Source organism: Actinocrinis puniceicyclus, assembly GCF_018283645.1.
Taxonomy (GTDB): domain Bacteria; phylum Actinomycetota; class Actinomycetes; order Streptomycetales; family Catenulisporaceae; genus Actinocrinis; species Actinocrinis puniceicyclus.
In genome coordinates this window covers 1-18299 of sequence record NZ_JAGSXH010000037.1, presented here as the reverse complement: position 1 = coordinate 18299, position 18299 = coordinate 1, and the positions used below count along the sequence as shown (strand labels likewise).

Annotated in this window: 13 protein-coding genes, 1 tRNA gene and 1 pseudogene; 7 read left to right on the top strand and 8 right to left on the bottom strand. The window is 70.9% G+C overall.

Annotated features, from left to right (window positions below):
• Nucleotides 1–94 precede the first annotated feature (94 nt).
• The 6 genes from KGA66_RS12685 to KGA66_RS12660 form a co-directional block, all read right to left on the bottom strand.
• Nucleotides 95–1450 (bottom strand): UDP-glucose dehydrogenase family protein, encoded by a 1356-nt coding sequence (locus KGA66_RS12685; protein WP_211468028.1) that lies wholly within the window; start codon nucleotides 1448–1450, stop codon nucleotides 95–97.
• 128 nt (nucleotides 1451–1578) lie between these two features.
• Entirely contained in the window at nucleotides 1579–2259 is a 681-nt protein-coding gene (locus KGA66_RS12680) for a DUF8185 domain-containing protein (RefSeq protein WP_211468026.1), read from the bottom strand.
• A gap of 16 nt (nucleotides 2260–2275) precedes the next feature.
• Nucleotides 2276–2731, bottom strand: a complete 456-nt coding sequence (locus KGA66_RS12675; RefSeq protein ID WP_312886887.1) for an acyl-CoA thioesterase — start codon at nucleotides 2729–2731, stop codon at nucleotides 2276–2278.
• Nucleotides 2732–2735: 4 nt separating this feature from the next.
• Nucleotides 2736–4400, bottom strand: a complete 1665-nt coding sequence (gene ettA, locus KGA66_RS12670) for an energy-dependent translational throttle protein EttA (protein WP_211468024.1) — start codon at nucleotides 4398–4400, stop codon at nucleotides 2736–2738.
• 79 nt (nucleotides 4401–4479) lie between these two features.
• A complete protein-coding gene (locus tag KGA66_RS12665; RefSeq protein ID WP_211468022.1) occupies nucleotides 4480–6150 on the bottom strand; it encodes a GTPase in 1671 nt (556 codons plus the stop codon).
• Nucleotides 6147–7817: a GTPase domain-containing protein gene (locus tag KGA66_RS12660; protein WP_211468021.1), complete on the bottom strand. Its 1671-nt coding sequence runs from the start codon at nucleotides 7815–7817 to the stop codon at nucleotides 6147–6149. The genes KGA66_RS12665 and KGA66_RS12660 overlap by 4 nt, the downstream gene beginning before the upstream one ends.
• Before the next feature lie 305 nt (nucleotides 7818–8122).
• Here KGA66_RS12660 and KGA66_RS12655 point away from each other — a divergent pair.
• From KGA66_RS12655 to KGA66_RS12625, 7 genes are all read left to right on the top strand, one after another.
• Nucleotides 8123–8195 (top strand) — tRNA-Arg (locus tag KGA66_RS12655).
• Nucleotides 8196–8608: 413 nt separating this feature from the next.
• Complete coding sequence (locus tag KGA66_RS12650; RefSeq protein WP_211468019.1) at nucleotides 8609–9496, top strand: hypothetical protein; 888 nt, start codon at nucleotides 8609–8611, stop codon at nucleotides 9494–9496.
• A 195-nt stretch (nucleotides 9497–9691) separates the two neighbouring features.
• A complete protein-coding gene (locus KGA66_RS12645) occupies nucleotides 9692–10669 on the top strand; it encodes a cytochrome c oxidase assembly protein (protein WP_438822037.1) in 978 nt (325 codons plus the stop codon).
• A gap of 78 nt (nucleotides 10670–10747) precedes the next feature.
• On the top strand, nucleotides 10748–11386 hold the full coding sequence (locus KGA66_RS12640) for a hypothetical protein (RefSeq protein WP_211468015.1): 639 nt from the start codon (nucleotides 10748–10750) through the stop codon (nucleotides 11384–11386).
• 59 nt (nucleotides 11387–11445) lie between these two features.
• Nucleotides 11446–12288: a YcnI family copper-binding membrane protein gene (locus KGA66_RS12635; protein ID WP_312886886.1), complete on the top strand. Its 843-nt coding sequence runs from the start codon at nucleotides 11446–11448 to the stop codon at nucleotides 12286–12288.
• Nucleotides 12289–12294: 6 nt separating this feature from the next.
• Entirely contained in the window at nucleotides 12295–14400 is a 2106-nt protein-coding gene (locus KGA66_RS12630; protein ID WP_211468013.1) for a copper resistance CopC/CopD family protein, read from the top strand.
• 135 nt (nucleotides 14401–14535) lie between these two features.
• The gene (locus tag KGA66_RS12625) at nucleotides 14536–15732 is read left to right on the top strand and encodes a L,D-transpeptidase (protein ID WP_211468011.1); all 1197 of its coding nucleotides are present in this window, start codon (nucleotides 14536–14538) and stop codon (nucleotides 15730–15732) included.
• Nucleotides 15733–15854: 122 nt separating this feature from the next.
• On the opposite strand, the gene KGA66_RS12620 is transcribed toward KGA66_RS12625, so the two are convergent.
• On the bottom strand, nucleotides 15855–17192 hold the full coding sequence (locus KGA66_RS12620) for a glycoside hydrolase family 18 protein (RefSeq protein ID WP_211468009.1): 1338 nt from the start codon (nucleotides 17190–17192) through the stop codon (nucleotides 15855–15857).
• A gap of 240 nt (nucleotides 17193–17432) precedes the next feature.
• Nucleotides 17433–18299: pseudogene (locus KGA66_RS12615) on the bottom strand (hypothetical protein); the annotation flags it as partial.

The window sequence follows — 18299 nt, the reverse complement described above, 5'->3', positions numbered from 1 at the left end:
GACTCACGGCTTGCGAGTGCGTCTCGACACCGGTTTCGCGGCGAACCGGCCGCCGCGGTCCCGGACCGTCCTCATCTCGCATGAAGGCACTGCGTCACGGGCGCCCAAGCGCGCGGTACTCCCAGCCGGCGGCGCGGTACGCGGCCGGGTCGAGCGCGTGACGGCCGTCGACCACCTTGCGTTGCGCGACCACGGCACCAAGCATCTCCGGGTCTATCTCGCGGAACTCGGTCCATTCCGTCAGCAGCACCACCACGTCGGCGTCACGGGCGGCCTCCAACGTGCTCTGCGCGTATTCGAGGCTCGGGTAGGCGCGCTGGGCATTGCCCATCGCCTCGGGGTCGTACACGCGCACGGCCGCGCCGCCCTCCTGGAGCATGCGGGCCACGTCGAGCGCGGGCGCGTCCCTGATGTCGTCGGAGTTGGGCTTGAACGCGGCGCCGAGCGCGGCGATACGAGCACCCTCCAGCGATCCGCCGGCCAGTTCGCGCACCAGGTCCACGGTGCGCGAGCGGCGGCGGCGGTTGATCGCGTCCACCTCGTGCAGGAATGCCACCGCCTGGCCGACGCCCAGTTCCTCGGCCCGGTGTGCGAAGGCGCGGATGTCCTTCGGCAGGCAGCCGCCGCCGAAACCGAGGCCGGGGCGCAGGAATCGGCCACCGATCCGCGTGTCGTACGACAGCGCGTCGGCCAACTGGTGCACGTCCGCGCCGGCGACCTCGCAAACCTCCGCCATCGCGTTGATGTAGGAGATCTTGGTCGCCAGGAAGGAGTTCGCGGCCACCTTCACCAGCTCGGCGGTGTTCAGGTCGGTGACCACCACGGGGCTGCCCTGCTCGATGACCGGCTCGAAGACGGTACGCAGCCGCTCCTCGGCCCACGCGGACCGCACGCCGAAGACGAGGCGGTCGGGACGCAGAGTGTCCTCGACTGCGTAGCCCTCGCGCAGGAACTCCGGATTCCACGCCAGCTCCACCTGCTCCCCCGCCGGGGCCAGCGCGTTCAGCAGCCCCGTCAGCCGCGCGGCGGTGCCCACCGGGACGGTCGATTTGCCGACGACCAGCGCCCGCCGGGCCAGATGCGGGGCGAGCGCGGTGATCGCGCTCTCGACGTAACGCAGGTCGGCGGCGTTCGACCCCGACTGCTGCGGCGTGCCGACGCACAGGAAGTGCACGTCGCCGAACGCGCCGGCCTCGGCGTAGTCGGACGTGAAGCGCAGCTTTCCGGACTCGAGCGCCTTGACCAGCAGCTCGGGCAGTCCAGGCTCGAAGAAGGGGACCTGTCCCGCGTTCAGTCGGTCGAGCTTGGCCTGGTCGACGTCGACGCCCAGCACTTCGAAGCCCAGCACCGCCATGCAGATCGCGTGCGTGGCCCCGAGATAACCGGTGCCGAGGACTGTGATCCTAGGCGCGGCTTCCGGCGCGGCTGCTGACGTTCCACTTTCACTCATCGGATTTCTCCCCTCAATCGCTGAGTGATGGGCCCTGGCTCATCGACGTAACGAGACGCCGAAGCGCCACCCTAGCCGGTGCGGTCGGTGCGCGAGATAAGTACCCCCAACCTGGTCCGACCAGTGGGTCAGAGCGCGCCGGCGATGCGTTCCAGGACTGTGCCATATGGCGTGTCGAGCCTTAGCCAGCGAGTGTGCGCCGCGACGCGCGCGGACTCTACGGAGTTCTCCGGTTGCGGACCGAGGAAGCCCATCGCGGCGGCGGCGTGCGCGGCGCGCCAACGCAGACCGTGCGCGAGTTCGCGGCTCCAGATCGCCTCGGCGAGATCGTCGAGCGCGGCGCGATCGCGGCCCAGGGCGCTGAAACGGAAGTCCGCATTGCCCTGCGCGACGACCTCGGCGAGCCGGCGCACCGTCACCTCGCCAAGTAGCCACCAGCCGGTGCGCGGCGGCAGAAGGCCCGCCCACGACGGACCAGCGGTCAGTGGGCGCGGCAGGGTGAACCCCTGCGCGCCGTCCGCCCGCGTGCGCAGTGACTCAAGCAACTGACCCGCCGAGACCGTGCGGTCAAACTCAGAGTGCTCAAACTCAGAGTGCTGCGTGCCAGCGCCGAGCGCCACCGTACGCACCGTCAGAATCGTTGCGCGGGCGGTGGATCCATGCAGCGGCGGCGCGCTGTATGCGGCTGCTGCATGGCCTATGCCGACGAAGCGCACCGCAGCGCTCTTATCCATCGCCAGCAGACGCTCCAGGTACACGCCGAGAGCGGCCGCATCATGCGCGTCCGCGAATGCGTACTCGTCGTTCATCGCCGGCAGCCCAGATTCAGCGGTAGCGGGTCTTGGCGGGCTCGGCCGCGAGATAGGGCTTGAGATAGTCGCGCTCGTCGGCGGTGATCCGGCGAGGCCGTTCGGCGCCCAGGTCATACGGCACCAGGATCGTCTCCGCGATCGCGTACAACGCCTCGTCGTCCTTCACCTCGTAGGCGACGGTGAAAGAGGCGTTGCTGATCCGCGTCACCCAGGTCTCCACGCGCACCGGTTCGGGCCGGTAGACCAGCGGCCGGCGGTATTCGATCTCGTGGCGCGCCACCACGGTGCCGAGGGAGAACTGCGCCACCCCGGCCTGCTTCGCGGTGGTGAACATCCACTCCACCCGCGCCTGTTCCAGATAACGCAGGTAGACGACGTTGTTCACGTGCCCGAACGCATCCATGTCCGCCCACCGCAAAGGACACAGGTACACGTACCTGAGCCCCTCGTCGGTGATCTCCGGCGCCACCCGGCTAGCCCCGGGTCAGCTTGCGGTAGGTGACACGGTGCGGGCGGGCGGCCTCCGGACCGAGCCGCTCGACCTTGTTCTTCTCGTAGGACTCGAAGTTGCCCTCGAACCAGAACCACTTCGATTCGCCCTCGTAGGCCAGGATGTGCGTGGCGACCCGGTCCAGGAACCAGCGGTCGTGGGAGACCACCACGGCGCAGCCGGGGAAGTCCAGCAGCGCGTTCTCCAGCGAGGAGAGGGTCTCCACGTCCAGGTCGTTGGTCGGCTCGTCGAGCAGCAGCAGGTTGCCGCCCTGCTTGAGGGTGAGGGCCAGGTTCAGCCGGTTGCGCTCGCCGCCGGAGAGCACCCCGGCCGGCTTCTGCTGGTCCGGGCCCTTGAACCCGAACGCGGACACGTACGCGCGCGAGGGCATCTCGACCTGGCCGACGTGAATGTAGTCCAGCCCGTCCGAGACCACTTCCCACAGCGTCTTCTTCGGGTCGATGCCGGCCCGGTTCTGGTCCACGTACGCGATCTGCACCGTCTCGCCGACCTTGACCTCGCCGGCGTCCGGCTGCTCCAGCCCGACGATGGTCTTGAACAGCGTGGTCTTTCCCGCGCCGTTCGGGCCGACCACGCCGACGATGCCGTTGCGCGGCAGGGTGAAGGACAGGTCGTCGATCAGCAGCCGCTCGCCGAAGCCCTTGCTGAGCTTGGCGACGTCGACCACGACGCTGCCGAGGCGCGGGCCCGGCGGGATCTGGATCTCCTCGAAGTCGAGCTTGCGGGTCTTCTCCGCCTCCGCGGCCATCTCCTCGTAGCGGGCGAGACGGGCCTTGGACTTGGTCTGCCGGGCCTTGGCGTTGGAGCGGACCCACTCCAGTTCTTCGCGCAGCCGCTTGGCCCGCTTGGCGTCCTTCTGGCCTTCCACCTTCATACGGGAGGACTTGGTCTCCAGGTACGTGGAGTAGTTGCCCTCGTAGGGGTAGGCGCGGCCGCGGTCGAGTTCCAGGATCCACTGCGCGACGTTGTCCAGGAAGTACCGGTCGTGGGTGATCGCGACCACGGTGCCCGGGTACTTGGCCAGGTGCTGCTCCAGCCACAGCACGGACTCGGCGTCGAGATGGTTGGTGGGCTCGTCGAGCAGCAGCAGGTCGGGCTGCTCCAGCAGCAGCCTGCACAGCGCCACGCGGCGCCGCTCACCGCCGGAGAGCACCTTGACGTCCGCGTCGCCGGGCGGGCAGCGCAGCGCGTCCATGGCCTGCTCCAGCTGGGCGTCGAGGTCCCAGGCGTTGCGGTGGTCCAACTGCTCCTGCAGCGTGCCCATCTCGGTCAGCAGCTCGTCGGAGTAGTCGGTGGCCATCTGCTCGGCGATCTGGTTGAAGCGGTCCAGCATCGCCTTGGTCTCGGCCACCCCCACCTGCACGTTCGCCAGCACGTCCTTGCTCTCGTCGAGCTCGGGCTCCTGGAGCAGGATGCCGACGCAGTATCCGGGGGTCAGCGTCGCGTCGCCGTTGGACGGCTGTTCCAGGCCGGCCATGATCTTGAGCACGGTCGACTTGCCCGCGCCGTTGGGGCCGACAACGCCGATCTTCGCGCCGGGCAGGAACGAAAGGGTCACGTCGTCGAGGATGACCTTGTCGCCGTGTGCCTTCCGCGCCTTGCGCAGGGTGTAGATGAACTCCGCCATGCCTACAAGCTTAGTGGCCGCATGAGGCGGCTCCGGACCGCTTGCCACGGCCGGGATTCACGCCGCGCGCGGATGATGATCAGCCGTCGCGGACGGCCTTGAAATCTGTCAATGCACTGCGATAGCGGGACAGCTCCTCGGCGATCGGGCCGAACAGTTCGTCCTGCGCCACCGCGGCCAGTTCCACGGACAGCTGCCCGACGGCGACCTGCCCGGCTGCCACGGCGCTGCGGCGGGCCGCGCGGCGGGCGGTGAAGTCCAGGACGACCGATCCGAGCAGCGCGAGCGCGGCCAGCGCGATGCCGAGCGGGTAGGGGAAGCCCGGCACGAAGCAGAGCGCCGCGAACAGCGCCGTGAGCGCGAGCAGCGCCGCGTGGCCGGTCCTGACCAGTATGTGCCGGGCCGGCGGCCGGGCGTCGATCTCGCCGGCGGCCAGCGCCGCGTCGATCCTGTCGGCCACCTTGCGACGGCTGCCGGTGATCTGCGCACGCAGCGCCCGGCCCCAGTCCGGCGGCAGCGCCGCGGTGGCCGCGTCGGCGAGCCGGGAGAGCACGGTGTCGAGGGCGGCGCGGTCCACCGGCACCGGCGCCGGCGCCTCGCCGACCGGATCGGCCACCGCCCTGATCAGCTCGCGCAGGCTGCCACCTGACGACCCGTCGAGCGAGCGGCGGGACGCGCCCCGGGGGGCCGCTGCAGACGCGCCGCCCGCGCCGAATTCCCGCAGGAAGCTCAGGGCCCGCAGCGGGGTGGAGACCGCGGCCTCGCCGCGTGACGCGATCCGCTCGCTGACCGCGTCGGCGAGGCTGGCCACACCCGCGGCGGCGCGCAGCCCGTCCATCACTTCGGCACGCGCCGCATCCGAGACGGACGCGGCGCCATCGTCCTGCTCGGGCGCGCTCGGGTTCACCAGCAGCGTGGAGAGCCGTTCCGCGACCCGGTCCACGTCCGCCGCGAGCCGGTCGGCGGCCGCCCTTCGCCCGGAGACCCGCTTGGTCAACGCCCGGCGCAGTTCGTCCAGTCCCTCGCGGGTACGGGCCGACACCGCGATGACCGGGATACCCGTCAGCCCGTCCTGCTCGACCAGCCGGGCCAGGTCCGCGGTGCACTCGGCGACCGCCTCGGCCGGCAGCCGGTCGATCTGGTTGAGCACGATCAGCATGATGTCGGCGTGGTGCGCGAGCGCCTTGAGGTAGCGGTCGTGCCATGAGGCGTCCGCGTACTTCTGCGGGTCGGTGACCCAGACCAGCACGTCGGCCAGACCGACCGCCTGATCCACCTCGACCTGGTGTTCGCGCACCGCCGAGTCGTGGTCCGGCAGGTCCACCAGCACCAACCCGCCGAGCGGGTCGCGCACCGGGGAACGGTCCAGTGCCGAGTCCCGGGTCAGTTGCCGGCGCGTCTCCACGCCGAGGCGGTCGAGCAGCGGCCTGGCCTCGGCGAGCCGGTCGGCCTCCCAGACGCAGGCGATCGCCTGCGTCGTGGTGGGGCGGCGCACCGCGACCGGGGAAAGCCCGATCCCGACCAGGGCGTTGAACAGCGAGGACTTGCCGACTCCGGTGGCTCCGCCGAGGATCACGACGGTGTGCTCCGCGGACATGCCGAACCGGGCGGCGGCGCGGCGCAGCACCTCGCGCGCGGGTTCCAGCGCGGGTGCGGGCAGCCGGCCCTCGGCGGTGGCGACGAGCCTGGCCAGCGCGTCGAGCCGGGCGCCGACCCCGAGGGTGCGCTGATTGCCGCGGATGACTCTCATCGGGCGCGCTGCACCGCCTGCCCTGCTTCCAGCAGCGCCTTGCCCGCGCCCGCCTCGACGCCGAGGTCGCTCAGCGCCCGGTGGTGGCGGAAGGCGAGCCGGTCGAACAGGGCGCCGAGCGCCGTGTCGAGCGAGGTGGCGGCGAGTTCCGCGAGCCGGTCGGCCTCGTCCGGGCCGAACACCGCGTCGGCGAGTCGGCGGGTGGCGGCGGCGACCGGATGCACGGCCGGTTCGCCGGAGGCCGAGCGCAGGGCGCGCCGGCGCCTGGGCGGGGACGCGCCGCGGCGGCCGGTGAACACGACGGCGGCCAGCAGCGCGGCGGGTCCGCCGCGGCCCGCGGCGAAGAACTGCGCGTCGGAGCGCTTGCGGTGCGGTTCCCTGGCCAGCAGGTCGAGCAGGCTCTCGGCCCATTCGTCCAACTCGGGCGGGACCGCGCCGGCGCGGGTGCCGGCGGAGACGAGCGCCTCGGCCGCGTCCTGTTCGGCCAGGGCCTCCCGCCAGGCCGCCGCGACCTGTTCGGCGGCTCGCGACGCGGCGGCGGCGACCTGGTCCGCGGCGGAGCCGAGCAGCAGCCTGCGGGCGGTTTCCGGAGCCTGGTCGCCAGCGGTGAAAAGCGCCGGAGCGCGGTCGGGAGCGATCATCGCCTGCCACTCCAGCAGCGGCGTACCGCGCAGCAGCTCGCCCTGCGCGACGGCGTCGTGCAGGCTGGCGCGTTCGGCCGCATAAGCGAGATCCGCCTGGGTGCGCAGCCTGTCAGCTGCATCCGCCTGCGCCGCCAGCCCCTCGGCTACCGCACCGAGGCGGCGCGGTAAATCGTCGAACATGCCGTTGACCGTGGCGGCGATGGTCGCCTGGCGCATCGTCGGATCGTGCGCCGTGGAGCGCAGCCAGGTCATCAGCGGGTCCAGCAGGTATTCGGGGAGCAGGCCACCGGTGAGCACCGATTCCGGAACGGTGAACAGCGGCAGGTCGCCGAGACCGTTGACGGCCAGCAGCGCCTGCCCCGCCTCGCGCACATCCTGGAGGCTTTCCGGCGGCACCCGGTTGAGCACGATCGCGACGGTGACCCGCCGCTCCCGGGCCGCCTGGAGCAGCCGCCAGGGGACCGCGTCGGCGTATCGCTCGGCGGTGGTGACCAGCAGCCACGCGTCGGCGGCGCCGAGCAGTCGTTCGCCGGCGTCCCGGTTGGCGGCGACCACGGAGTTGACGTCGGGGGCGTCGACGAGCGCGACACCTGCGGGGATGGCCGGATGGGGCGCGAGGGTGAACGCGTCGGGCCGCTCGGTCGGCCCGGGGGCGCGCAGGAAGGCCGGCAGCAGCCGTTCGGGACCGGTGACCGCAGCGATCTCGGCGGGATTCACGCACAGCACGGCTGAGCGGGTGGTCGGGCGCAGCACTCCGGCCTTGCTGACCTCCTGCCGGACCAGTGAGTTGACCAGCGTGGACTTGCCGACGCCGGTGGAGCCGCCGACGACGATGTGGACCGGCCCGTCCGGTCGGCGCAGCCTGGGTATCAGATAGTCGTCGAGGCGCCGGACCAGCTCGGCCTGGATTCTGCGCGTGGCGACGACGCCGTCCGCGGCCAAGGGGAGCCGGGGGGCGGCCACGCTTTCGCGGAGCGCGCCCACCGCGCCCAGCAGGTCCGCGTCCGGGCCTGTGATCGTCACAGCCGTGAGCATGCCGCAGCCCCTGGGGACAAGGGAACACCGGGGTCAGGATTGTTTATAACGTCTCAGTTGCGGATCCGCAGCGGGCGGTGTGCGCCGCCGCGGTGCCAAGACGCTATCAAGCCGGGAGGTCCGGCGGTACTTTTGCGCCTGACCTTCGTCGCGCGCCGCGGATTCGCTTGTTTTCACGGGTGTCCGCGAGCCTCTGCCTGGCAGGCCGCGTGAGGCACGCGGCGGACCACGGGGCGCACGGAATGGCGCGACGCAGTAACGGCGGCTTCTACTACCCTGGTTCCCGCGATGCCGCCCCCATAGCTCAGCGGATAGAGCAGGTGCCTTCTAAGCACTTGGTCGCAGGTTCGAGTCCTGCTGGGGGCACTGGCTCTGAAGTGCGGGAGCGCTGCTGCCCGCGGCACGGCATCGGGCACGGGCGCAGGGCGCGGGGCACCAGAAGAAGCCCTCGCGGGGCAAGTACCTCCGCCTACGCGCAGTAAGCGATCTTGATCCGGTGCGGCGCGATGAGCACTGTTTGCGCAGCGTGTGGCGCGTAACGCGTACGCCGGGACGGACAGGCGGCGCTCACCGCGAGGCGTCTGCGAACCCGCGTCCCGTCCGCAAGTCATCTGGAGACGCCGTCCGCTAGGCTTTCCGGTGGCTGGTCATACCTCGAACACCGCCAGAGCGGAAATCCCGGCGGGAACAGGGCGGACAGTCACGGGGCGGCGGGTCCACAGGGGGAGAGAACTGGCACCTGGAAGGTGCCCGCTCTTTGGGACGACGAGAGGACGACGATGGGCAAGCGGGCGGTCGCGGCGGCGGTCGCGGTGCTGCTGGGCTGTTTCCTGGTGTCGTCCTGCCATTCCGGTCCCACGGTCGCGCGCTCGACCGCGCCGGCCGCGCAGGCGTCCGAAACGGACACGGCGGCGGTGTCCGAGGCCAGGGCGGTCGAGGCACTGCGCACGTGGCTGGACAAGCCGCTGCCCGGGACGCTGACGCTCAGCAGCGTCGAAACGGACAGCGCGAAGAAGATCGTGACCAGCCGCCAGCTCACCGGCCGGCTCGATCCGACCCGCGGCACCGCCTCGCTGACGGGGACACTGAACGTGCTGGGCAGCGGTCCGGCCGTGCAGGACCCGATGAGCGTGATCGTGGCGGGCGGAAAGGTGTTCTCGTCGATCCCGCCCGGCGATCTGCACCGGTTCCCGGGTCGCACCTGGTTCGTGGACGACCTCTCCGTCGCGCGCGCGGCCGGTTCCCCGCACTCGATCTGGTGGCTGGCGCTTCAGGGGCTCGACAAGGTGCACTTGGACGGGGCCAGCGAGGTGGACACGAAATCGGCCGTGGAATACACCGGCACGGTTGATCTGGCGAAGATCCCTGCGGTAACCGACGTACTGCCGCAATCGTTGATCGTGCAGAAGGCGGGGACGACCAAGGTCTCGATCGACCTGTACACCGACCTGGGCACGGGCGCGCTGGTGCAGCTCACGTACCGGCTGGGACTTCAGGTATCCGTCGATGCGACGCCGACCGGGCACAGCATGGCGGGCTATGAGGTCGACTTCAGCGGATTCGGCACGCCCGTGAAACCCTCTCCCTCTCCGGTGGTCGCTCCCGTAACGCGGCTGGTGGCGTCGCACTCCGGGAGCAGCGATCTGTGCCAGTTGCTCTTGTTCTGAGTTCTGCTCTGGCCGGGTCGAGGGCGGCTCGCGCCCGCGGCACCCGACCGGAGCGGGCGTGTTCCCGGCGCGTAAGCTGGCCGGCGGACGAACGCGGACGAGTCGGATTCGGGTCGCGCGCGCCGGACACCGCGTGAGGAGGTGGCGGTCATGACAGGACTTTCGGCGGCGCTTTCGCTGTCCGGGATGCCGGGCATGCCGGGCATGGGCGGACCGCCGCCACCGCCGAGCTTCGCCCGGATGTGGACGCTCGCGCCGAGCCCGTTCTTCCTCGTTGTGATCGTGGTGCTGCTCGCGCTCTACGCGGCCGGGATGACCCGGATGCTGCGCCGCGGGGACGGCTGGCCGATCGCGCGCGCGGTCAGCTTCCTGGCGGGGCTCGTACTGCTGTTCGCGATGACCTGCACCGGCCTGGCCGAGTACGGGATGTACCTCTTCAGCGCCCACATGCTTCAGCACATGGTGCTTTCCATGGCGGTGCCGCTGTTCCTGCTGCTCGGAGCGCCGATCACGCTGATGCTGCGCGCGCTGCGCCCGGCCGCGGCGGGGCACACCGGCCCGCGTGAGCTTCTGCTCGGCCTGCTGCACAGCCGCTTCGCCCGCGTCGTCTCCTCGCCGCTGTTCACCCTGCCGCTGTTCGTCGCCAGCCTCTACGGGCTTTACTTCACGACGTTGTTCGACGTGCTCATGCGCAGCGCTGCCGGGCACGACTTCATGCTGGTGCATTTCCTGGCGGTCGGACTGCTCTTCTTCTGGCCGATCATGGGGGTGGACCCGGCGCCGCATCGCAGCCCGTACGTGATCCGGATCCTGGAACTTTTCGCGGCGATGCCTTTCCACGCGTTCTTCGGCGTCGCGGTGATGATGTCCTCGTCTCTGATCACGCGGACCTTCGCGCACCCGCCGGCGTCCTGGGGCGTCGACCCGGCTTCGGACCAGTCCACCGGAGGCGGGCTGGCCTGGGCCTTCGGCGAAGTGCCGACGCTGATCGTGCTGTTGGTGCTGTTCATCCAGTGGTCCCGCTCGGACGAGCGCGAGGCGCGGCGCAATGACCGCAAGGCGGACCGGGACGGCGACCTGGAGCTTTCCGACTACAACGCGTACCTCGCGGGGCTGGCGGCGCGGGAGCAGCACGTCACCGCGGCGGAAAACCCGATCGCGCCGATCGCCTGACAGCCGGTCGACAGTGTTAGGCGCGCCGGTGACAGTAGTGCATACGCCGCGTATGTCTCCCGGCACGGATGCGAAACGATGACTGACGTGTCGTCCGCCTCGTATTCGCCGCACCGTTCGCTGCGCGCCGCGCTTGTCGCGCTGGTCTGCGTCGGCGTGGGCGCGACCCTGCACGAGGCGGCCGGCGGCTGTCACGCCGCCTGGGCCGCGATCGGCCTGAGCCTGCCCGCGGCCTGGGTCGCGGCGTGGGCCGGTCTGGCACGGGAGCGCTCATGGCCGGCGCTGACCGCCGCGCTCGGGGCCGCCCAGCTGGCCCTGCATTGCCTCTTCGCCCACTTCGACGCGGCCGCAGCGCACGTCACGGCTTCCGCGCCGGCTCCTGCTGACGGCATGCCGGGTATGACCATGGCCCAGCCGAACGGCTACACCGCCGCGCTCACCATGATCACCGCGCATGCTCTGGCGGTCGTGGTGTGCGGCTGGTGGCTCGGTCTGGGGGAACGGGACTTCTTCGCGCTCTGCCGCGCCGCCGGTGTGATCACCGCGGCACCGTGCCGGTCGCTGCGGCGCGCGCTCGCGGTGCTCGCCACCGTGTTGTGCTTCCGCCTGGACGAGATGCCGCGCATCTGCTGTGCAGCACAGGACAGGGGCTTTAGGCGGCCTCCCGCGCCGCTGCTGACGACTATCACGTTCCGCGGGCCGCCTGTCATCGCGTAGTACCCGCAACACATCGCGCAGGTAGTCACCACCCACTTACCGGTGTATCAGGCCTCTCCGTGGAACGGACCAATCGCATGCTTCACCTCGACGTGCCCAGCTCGTCCGCGCGCCGCAAAACCACGCATCGTAAAACCACGCATCGTAAAGCCACGCCTCGTAAGGCCACGCCCCGTAAAGCCACGCCTCGTAGAACCGCCGCCGCGGCCATCACCGCGATTGCCCTCGTCGCGGCGACCGCGCTGCCGGCCGCGGCGCACGTGTCCGTCTCGCCCGACTCGCTGCCGAAAGGCGCCACGGCCGAGCTGACCTTCCGGGTGCCCAACGAGGGGTCGAGCGCCACGACCACCCAGGTGCGAGTCCAGATTCCGACCGACCACCCGATCGCGCAGGTGCTGCCGAAACAGATTCCCGGCTGGACGGTCACGGTGAAGACCACGACCCTGGCCACACCGCTCAAGACCGACGACGGCACCTTCACCACCGCGGTCAGCGAGGTCGACTGGACCGGTGGGAACATCCCGGTCGGCCAGTACGAGGACTTCCAGATCTCGGTCGACCCGCTGCCGAAGGACACCGGTCGGCTGGTGTTCAAGGCGGTGCAGACGTATTCCGACGGCACGATCGTGCGCTGGATCGACCTGCCCGAGGCCGGCCAGCCGGGTCCGGACCACCCGGCACCCGTGCTCACGCTGACCGCTGCCGAGAGCGCCGGTGCGGGAACGAGCAGCACCGGCTCGGGCGCCGCTGCGGCCGCTGACAGCGCGGCGGCGGCTGCCGCGCGCTCCTCAGGCGGCTCGGGGTCCGATACTGCGGGTATCGTGCTCGGCGCGCTCGGTCTGGCCGCGGGCCTCGCCGCTCTCGCGCTCACCCTGCTGTCGCGGCGACGCACGGAATCCTGAGCCGACGTGACCGATCATCAAGCCGCCGCTTCCCGCCCGGGCTCGGGAACACTCACCGCCGAAAGCAGAAGCGGCCCGTCCCGGGCGCGCCGCCTGCTCGCGGGCGTCGTCGCCGCGCTCGCGCTCGTGCTCGCCGCGGCGGGCCCCGCCGCCGCGCACGCCACCCTCGTGCGCACGGACCCCTCGGACGGGTCGGTTCTCGCGGCGCAGCCCGCCGTCATCGCGGCGCAGTTCGACGAATCGGTCGGGGTGAGCGCCGACAGCCTGCGGGTGTTCAGCCCGAGCGGGCAGCGGGTCGACAACGGCAACACCGCGCACGGCGCCCAGGACGACATCGTCACGATCGCGCTGCGCTCCGGGCTGGGCAACGGCACCTACACCGTCGCCTGGCACGTGATCTCCGCCGACTCGCACCCGGTCTCCGGCGCGTTCTCGTTCTCGATCGGCGCACCGAGCAGGACGACGGTGGATCCGAACGCGATCGTCACCCGGGCCGGCGCGTTCGCGGGCGTCGCCTATGGCGTCGCGCGGTGGGCCGCTTACCTGTCGTTCGCGCTGCTGGCCGGCGCTGTCGTGTTCCTTGCGCTGTGTTGGCCGGCGGGTGCGGTGGCGCGAGGCGCGCTCCGGCTGATCATCGCCGGCTGGACGGCGCTGGTCGCGTCGAGCGTGCTGGAACTTCTGCTGCAGGGCGTCTATGCGAGCGGGCTGCCGCTGTCGCGGATCTTCGACCCTTCCGTGATCCAGTCCACCGCGGCCACCCGTTTCGGCACGTTGATCGAGATCAGGGTGCTTGCCCTGGCCCTCGCCGCGCCCGCGGCGGCGATCGGCGTGCAGCGGCTCACCGAGGCGGGCCTCGCGGCGCGGCTGCGGTCCGCGTCGATCGCGCTCGTCGTCACGATGGGTCTCGCGGCGACGTGGGCCGGGACGGGACACGCCTCGACCGGCATCCAGGTGCCGCTCTCCGTGGCTTCGGACATCCTGCACCTGACCGCCATGTCGGTCTGGCTCGGCGGGCTGGCGATGCTGTCCCTCGTGGCGCTGCGCATACCGGAACCGCACGCTCCGGTGCGGGTCAAGCAGGCGGCGTCCGCGGTCAACCGATTCTCGACCGTCGCGCTGGCCTGCGTGTGCGTAATGATCTCGACCGGTACATATCAGGCGTGGCGGGACGTCGGCTCGTTGCACATCCTGTTCGGGGAGACGTACGGGCGCCTTATCCTCGTCAAGATCGCTGGGCTTCTGGTGCTGGTCGGGTTCGGGTACTTGGCACGCCGGCTGATCGCCTCGGGGGTCAACGCATCGCTCTCGGCAACCGCGCCGGCCGCGCCATCCGCATCGGGCACGACTGGCACGGCTGGCACGACCAGCGAGTCAGCAGCGACGCGCTCGGCGGGTACGCCGGGTCCCGCAGTCGCAGCCGCCAAGGACCGCGATGAGGTCCTGACGAGCTCGATCGACACCCGCGATGGCTCCGGGACGATCAGGGAACCGGCGGCGCTAACGCGGGTCTCGGCTGCGGTCGCCGGCTCGCGGGCCTCCGGGCGTCCGGCGCGTCGGCCGGGGATGAACAAGCCTGGTAGGCGCACCGCACGCGTCGGCGGCGTACCGCGGCCCGGCGGCACCGTCTCCGAGTCCTCCGCGACGCTGGCGATCCTGCGTCGGCTGCGGCGCTCCGTGGCCGCGGAAAGCGCCGTCGTGCTCGTCGTGCTGGCGGTGACGGCTGTCGTGGTGGCGTCGGTGCCGGGGCGCGGCGCGAACGGCCTGTCGAATCAGCCCGGCTCCACGGACATCTCGCTGCCGTTCGACACCGGCACCGCCTCGGGCACGATGCTGGTGTTGGTCGAGCCCGGGAAGGTCGGCCCGAACCAGACGCACGTGCTGATCGAGAACACCAAGGGCGAGCCGTACAGCCCGGTGGCGGTGTCCATCGCATACTCGCTGCCCGCGCGCAAGCTCGGGCCGATTGACGCGAAGGTGATCGCCACCGGTCCCGGTCATTACATCGACCAGTCGGTCGTCCTGAGCGTCGCCGGCCAGTGGCAGGTGTCGATCACGATCCGCAGCGACGACTTCGACGAGACGACAGTACGCGTGCCGGTGCCGGTGAGCTGAGCCAACGCTGCGATCAGGCGCGGCACGACCGGAGTGACAAGCCGACCGGGCTCCACTCGTTCGGCCCAGCCCGCCGGGTGACTCGGCGAGCTTGGGAGTAAATATTCTGTTGTGGATGCAACACGCAGACGATGGTTGTCACCGGCGGCCCTGGGCGTCGCCGGTGCCACCGTCGTCGCGGCCGGCTGGGTCGGGTTCGCCACAGGTCCCGGGGACGACGAGGCCCGCGCGGCCGCAGAAAACCAGGCGGCCTCCGCCCGGCAGGCGGGACCTGCGGATGTCGCTCCGGCGGCGCTCTCCGTGCCCGACGGAGCCACGGACGTCTCCCCCGAGGGCCCTGTGACGGTCACCGCGCCGCCCGGCGAGCGGGTCGGAGCCGTGGAACTGGCCTACCGGACCGAGAGCGTGCCGGGTGTCTTCAGCGCCGACCGCCGCACCTGGAGCTCCTGCGGCCCGCTGCGCGCCGGCGTGTCGTATGAACTGAGCGCGGTGACCTTGAACGCGGCGGGCCGCACCGGCCTGCAGGAATCCGAGTTCAGCACCGGCCGCCCGAACGATCCGCTGAAGATCGCCCTGATCGCCCCGGGTGACGGCGCCGTGGTCGGGGTGGGCCAGCCGGTGGTGCTCTCCTTCGCCCGGCCGATCGCGCCGCGGGCCCGCGAGTCGATCGAGCGGGCGCTGACCGTCGCCTCGGACCCGCCGCAGCCTGGGCGCTGGAGTTGGCTGTCGGCCAGCCGCGTCGACTACCGGCCGCAGAGCTTCTGGCGGCCCGGCACCAGGGTCAGCGTGCGGATGGAGCTCAACGGTCTCGGTGACGGGTACGGACATTACGTGGCCGCGGACCACGGCGTCAGTTTCACCGTCAGCCGGGATCAGGAGACGACGATCGATCTGAAGACGCATGAGGCCGCCGTGCGACGGTCCGGGCAAGTGGTCCGTACGTTCGCGGTCACCGGCGGTATGCCCGGTCTGGACACCTGGGGTGGCACATTCGCGGTGATCGACAAGTCGCCGGACGTGCGGATGGACTCGCGTACCGCAGGGCTCGGCGACGCTTATGACATCCCGGATGTCAAGTGGGACGTGCACATAACGTATTCGGGCACGTACGTGCACTCGGCGCCGTGGTCGGTATACGCACAGGGCGTGCGTAACGTCAGCCACGGCTGCGTAGGCGCTTCGCCGGTCAACGCCGAATGGTTCTTCGCCAACACGCTGCCGGGAGACGTCGTGCGGGTGATCAACTCGCCACGGCAGGTCTCCCCCGGCAACGGCTTCGCCGATTGGCAGGAGTCCTGGTCGCATTGGCTCGCCGGCTCCGCCACGAGCTGACCCGGACCGGACCGGACCGGACCGGACCGCTCGGCTCTCTGATGCGTGTTCGCCCCTGCGGAAGCTTCCCCCGCCGGGGCGAACACGGCCGACCTGCCTTCTTGGCGGCTACAGGGACTCTCTCAGCGCCGCAGGGCGGTGGCCAGCGCCGCGGTGAGCGAGCCGTTCGCGTCGTCGCCGTCGAGCGACCACACCGACGCGCCGCGCAGGCCCTTGAGATCGATGTAGAGACCCTTGGCGAACACCGTGCGCGGGTCGTCATAGGTCCAGAACGTCTGCGAGGCGGGATCGTACTTCCAGACCGACGCGGTCACCGGGTCGAAGTGCACCGTACCGGGTTCGGTGACCACCGTCTTGTACCCGGCCTGATCACTCGCAGCCGGGCCCGTCGCGCTCTGGTAGAGCCCGTCGCCGGTCGCTCCCACGCCGGTCCAGGCGTGCGCGTAGTAAGGCAGCTCAAGCGCGATCTTGCTCGCCGGGACGCCCTGGGACTCGTAATAGGCCACGCTCTGCGCGACCGAGAACCTGGCGTCGGCCGGCTGCGGGTCGTTCGGGTCCGGGAAGAGGTTGGCGGCGAAGTCGGTGGTGGAGTCCCAGCCACCGTGGAAGTCCAGGGTCATGGCGTTGTACCAGTCCACGCTCCTGGACGCGTTCTTGAGCTGAAGCTGCCGCGCGGCGGCGTACTGGTTCGGGGAGGTGTCCGCGGTCAGCAGGTAGTGCCGGTGGCTCGCCTCGCCGGCGGTGTCCAGCGCACCGCGCAAGTCCTGGAGCAGCGCGGTGAAGTCAGCGGTGTCCTGCGGGCCGTACGGGTTGTTGTCGCCGGGCTCGTTCGGGTACTCCCAGTCGAGGTCGATGCCGTCGAAGACGCCCTTGGCGGCGCCCGCGGGCAGGCCCGGGATGTCGCCGTCGATGTACTGGGCAACGCAGGACCGCACGAACTTCTGCCGCCCGGCCTCGGTCGCCGCCAGCGCGGAGAAGTGGCTCGACCAGCTCCAGCCGCCGACGGAGATCACGATCTTGAGGCCGGGGTAGGCGGCCTTCAGCTCCCTGAGCTGGTTGAAGTTGCCGGCCAGCGCCTGGCCCGGGGCGTCGGCGACACCGCTGACCGCCTCGGTGGCGGCGAACGGCCGCTGGTAGTCGGCCCAGCTGTCGCCGGAGACGCACTGGCCGTCGGCGGAGACGCTGGAGAACGCGTAGTTGATCTCGGTCAGCCGGGCGGCGGCCCCGTCGGCGATCAGGTTCTTCTCGAAGAAGCCGGAGTAGATGCCCCACTGGGTGAAGAACCCGATAGCCACCTTTCCGCCGCCCGGGGTGCCGCGGTGGTCCGCGGTGACGCCGGCGGCCTGTGCGGCCGGAGCCGACGCCGCGAGCAGCGCGCCCGCCGCGGCGATCCCCGCGAGCCGGCGCCGGCCTCTGCCGGGCCTCGGCCTCGCGGTGGTACCGGTGGTGCTCTCGCGCATGTGCTCTCCTCAACGACGGGATGTGAGAACGCAATGCACGGCCGTCCGGGTGAACTGGCGCGGGCAGCGGCGCGAAGCAGGCGCGACTGCGGGATTGGACTAGACCATGCTGGCGACAGGTATAGTCCAATCCCGGCTCACGGGCAAGGGGCGACGCGAATCACCCCGGCGGTGCCTCTTGCACCGCCGGCATCACAGGTACCAGACGAATGCTGATACGCCCCTGGATCCGGCGGTGGCTCAGTGCCGGCGGCGGGGACGCTTGCGCGTGGAGGCCAGCTGTGGGTAACCGCGCGCGAGCACCACTCCGCCGACCAGGAACACGGTCCCTGACGCACCGAGGACGAATCCCAGCGGCGGCTGCACGTTCTCCGCGGCCGCGGCCGCCTGTATGGACGTGTCCTTACCGTGGCTCGCGGCGGCCAGGCTGGCGCTGGAGGACGGCAGGAAGCCGGACTGCCACGGGGCCGGCGGCGGCTGCGCGGTGTCGTTGCCGTTGGGCGCCAGCTCGTTGGATCCCCCCTGCAGCGCGGAGAAGTCCAGCCCGGTCGCCGGGTTCTGCGGCAGTTGCTCGCCCGCCGTATCGACCACGCCGTCGTAGCGGAACGGCGCGAAGCCGCTGTCGAGGAAGTCCTGCAGCGGCGCGCTCACGACGAAGCGCGCGTCAGTGCCCGGACGCGATTCTTCGTAGTAGTCGAAGGTGGTGTGGGCGGAATCGGACCAGCCCGCGAAGATCACGGTGTGGCTGGCCGAGAGCAGGATGTCGCCGGGCAGCAGCGCGCTCGCGTCGACCACGTGCGAGACGGTGTTCAGATTGCCGGTCCAGAAGTCGATTTTCGGGTCCAGCGCCCAGGCCATGGAGACGTAGCCGGAGCAGTCCTGCCGGTAGTCGCCGTTGCCGTCCTTCCACCACGAGCTCTGGCTGTAGGGCACGTGTTCGCTGAGCCAGGACTGCGTGCGCAGCAGGATCTGGGCCCGGGCTATCGAACCGTGGGGGTACCGCGTGGAGGTGTTGCCAGGGGGCGTGTCGACGTAGGGGAAGCCGGTCTGCGTATCACCAGGGGGTACGACCGTGACGGGCGGAGTGTACGGCGGAGTGTACGGCGG

What these genes read in the sequence shown, in the direction of transcription:
- KGA66_RS12685 (WP_211468028.1), bottom strand. Translation starts at nt 1,450, where the DNA reads ATGAGTGAAAGTGGAACGTCAGCAGCCGCGCCGGAAGCCGCGCCTAGG.
- KGA66_RS12680 (WP_211468026.1), bottom strand. Translation starts at nt 2,259, where the DNA reads ATGAACGACGAGTACGCATTCGCGGACGCGCATGATGCGGCCGCTCTC.
- ettA (WP_211468024.1), bottom strand. Translation starts at nt 4,400, where the DNA reads ATGGCGGAGTTCATCTACACCCTGCGCAAGGCGCGGAAGGCACACGGC.
- KGA66_RS12665 (WP_211468022.1), bottom strand. Translation starts at nt 6,150, where the DNA reads ATGAGAGTCATCCGCGGCAATCAGCGCACCCTCGGGGTCGGCGCCCGG.
- KGA66_RS12650 (WP_211468019.1), top strand. Translation starts at nt 8,609, where the DNA reads ATGGGCAAGCGGGCGGTCGCGGCGGCGGTCGCGGTGCTGCTGGGCTGT.
- KGA66_RS12645 (WP_438822037.1), top strand. Translation starts at nt 9,692, where the DNA reads ATGCCGGGCATGGGCGGACCGCCGCCACCGCCGAGCTTCGCCCGGATG.
- KGA66_RS12640 (WP_211468015.1), top strand. Translation starts at nt 10,748, where the DNA reads ATGACTGACGTGTCGTCCGCCTCGTATTCGCCGCACCGTTCGCTGCGC.
- KGA66_RS12620 (WP_211468009.1), bottom strand. Translation starts at nt 17,192, where the DNA reads ATGCGCGAGAGCACCACCGGTACCACCGCGAGGCCGAGGCCCGGCAGA.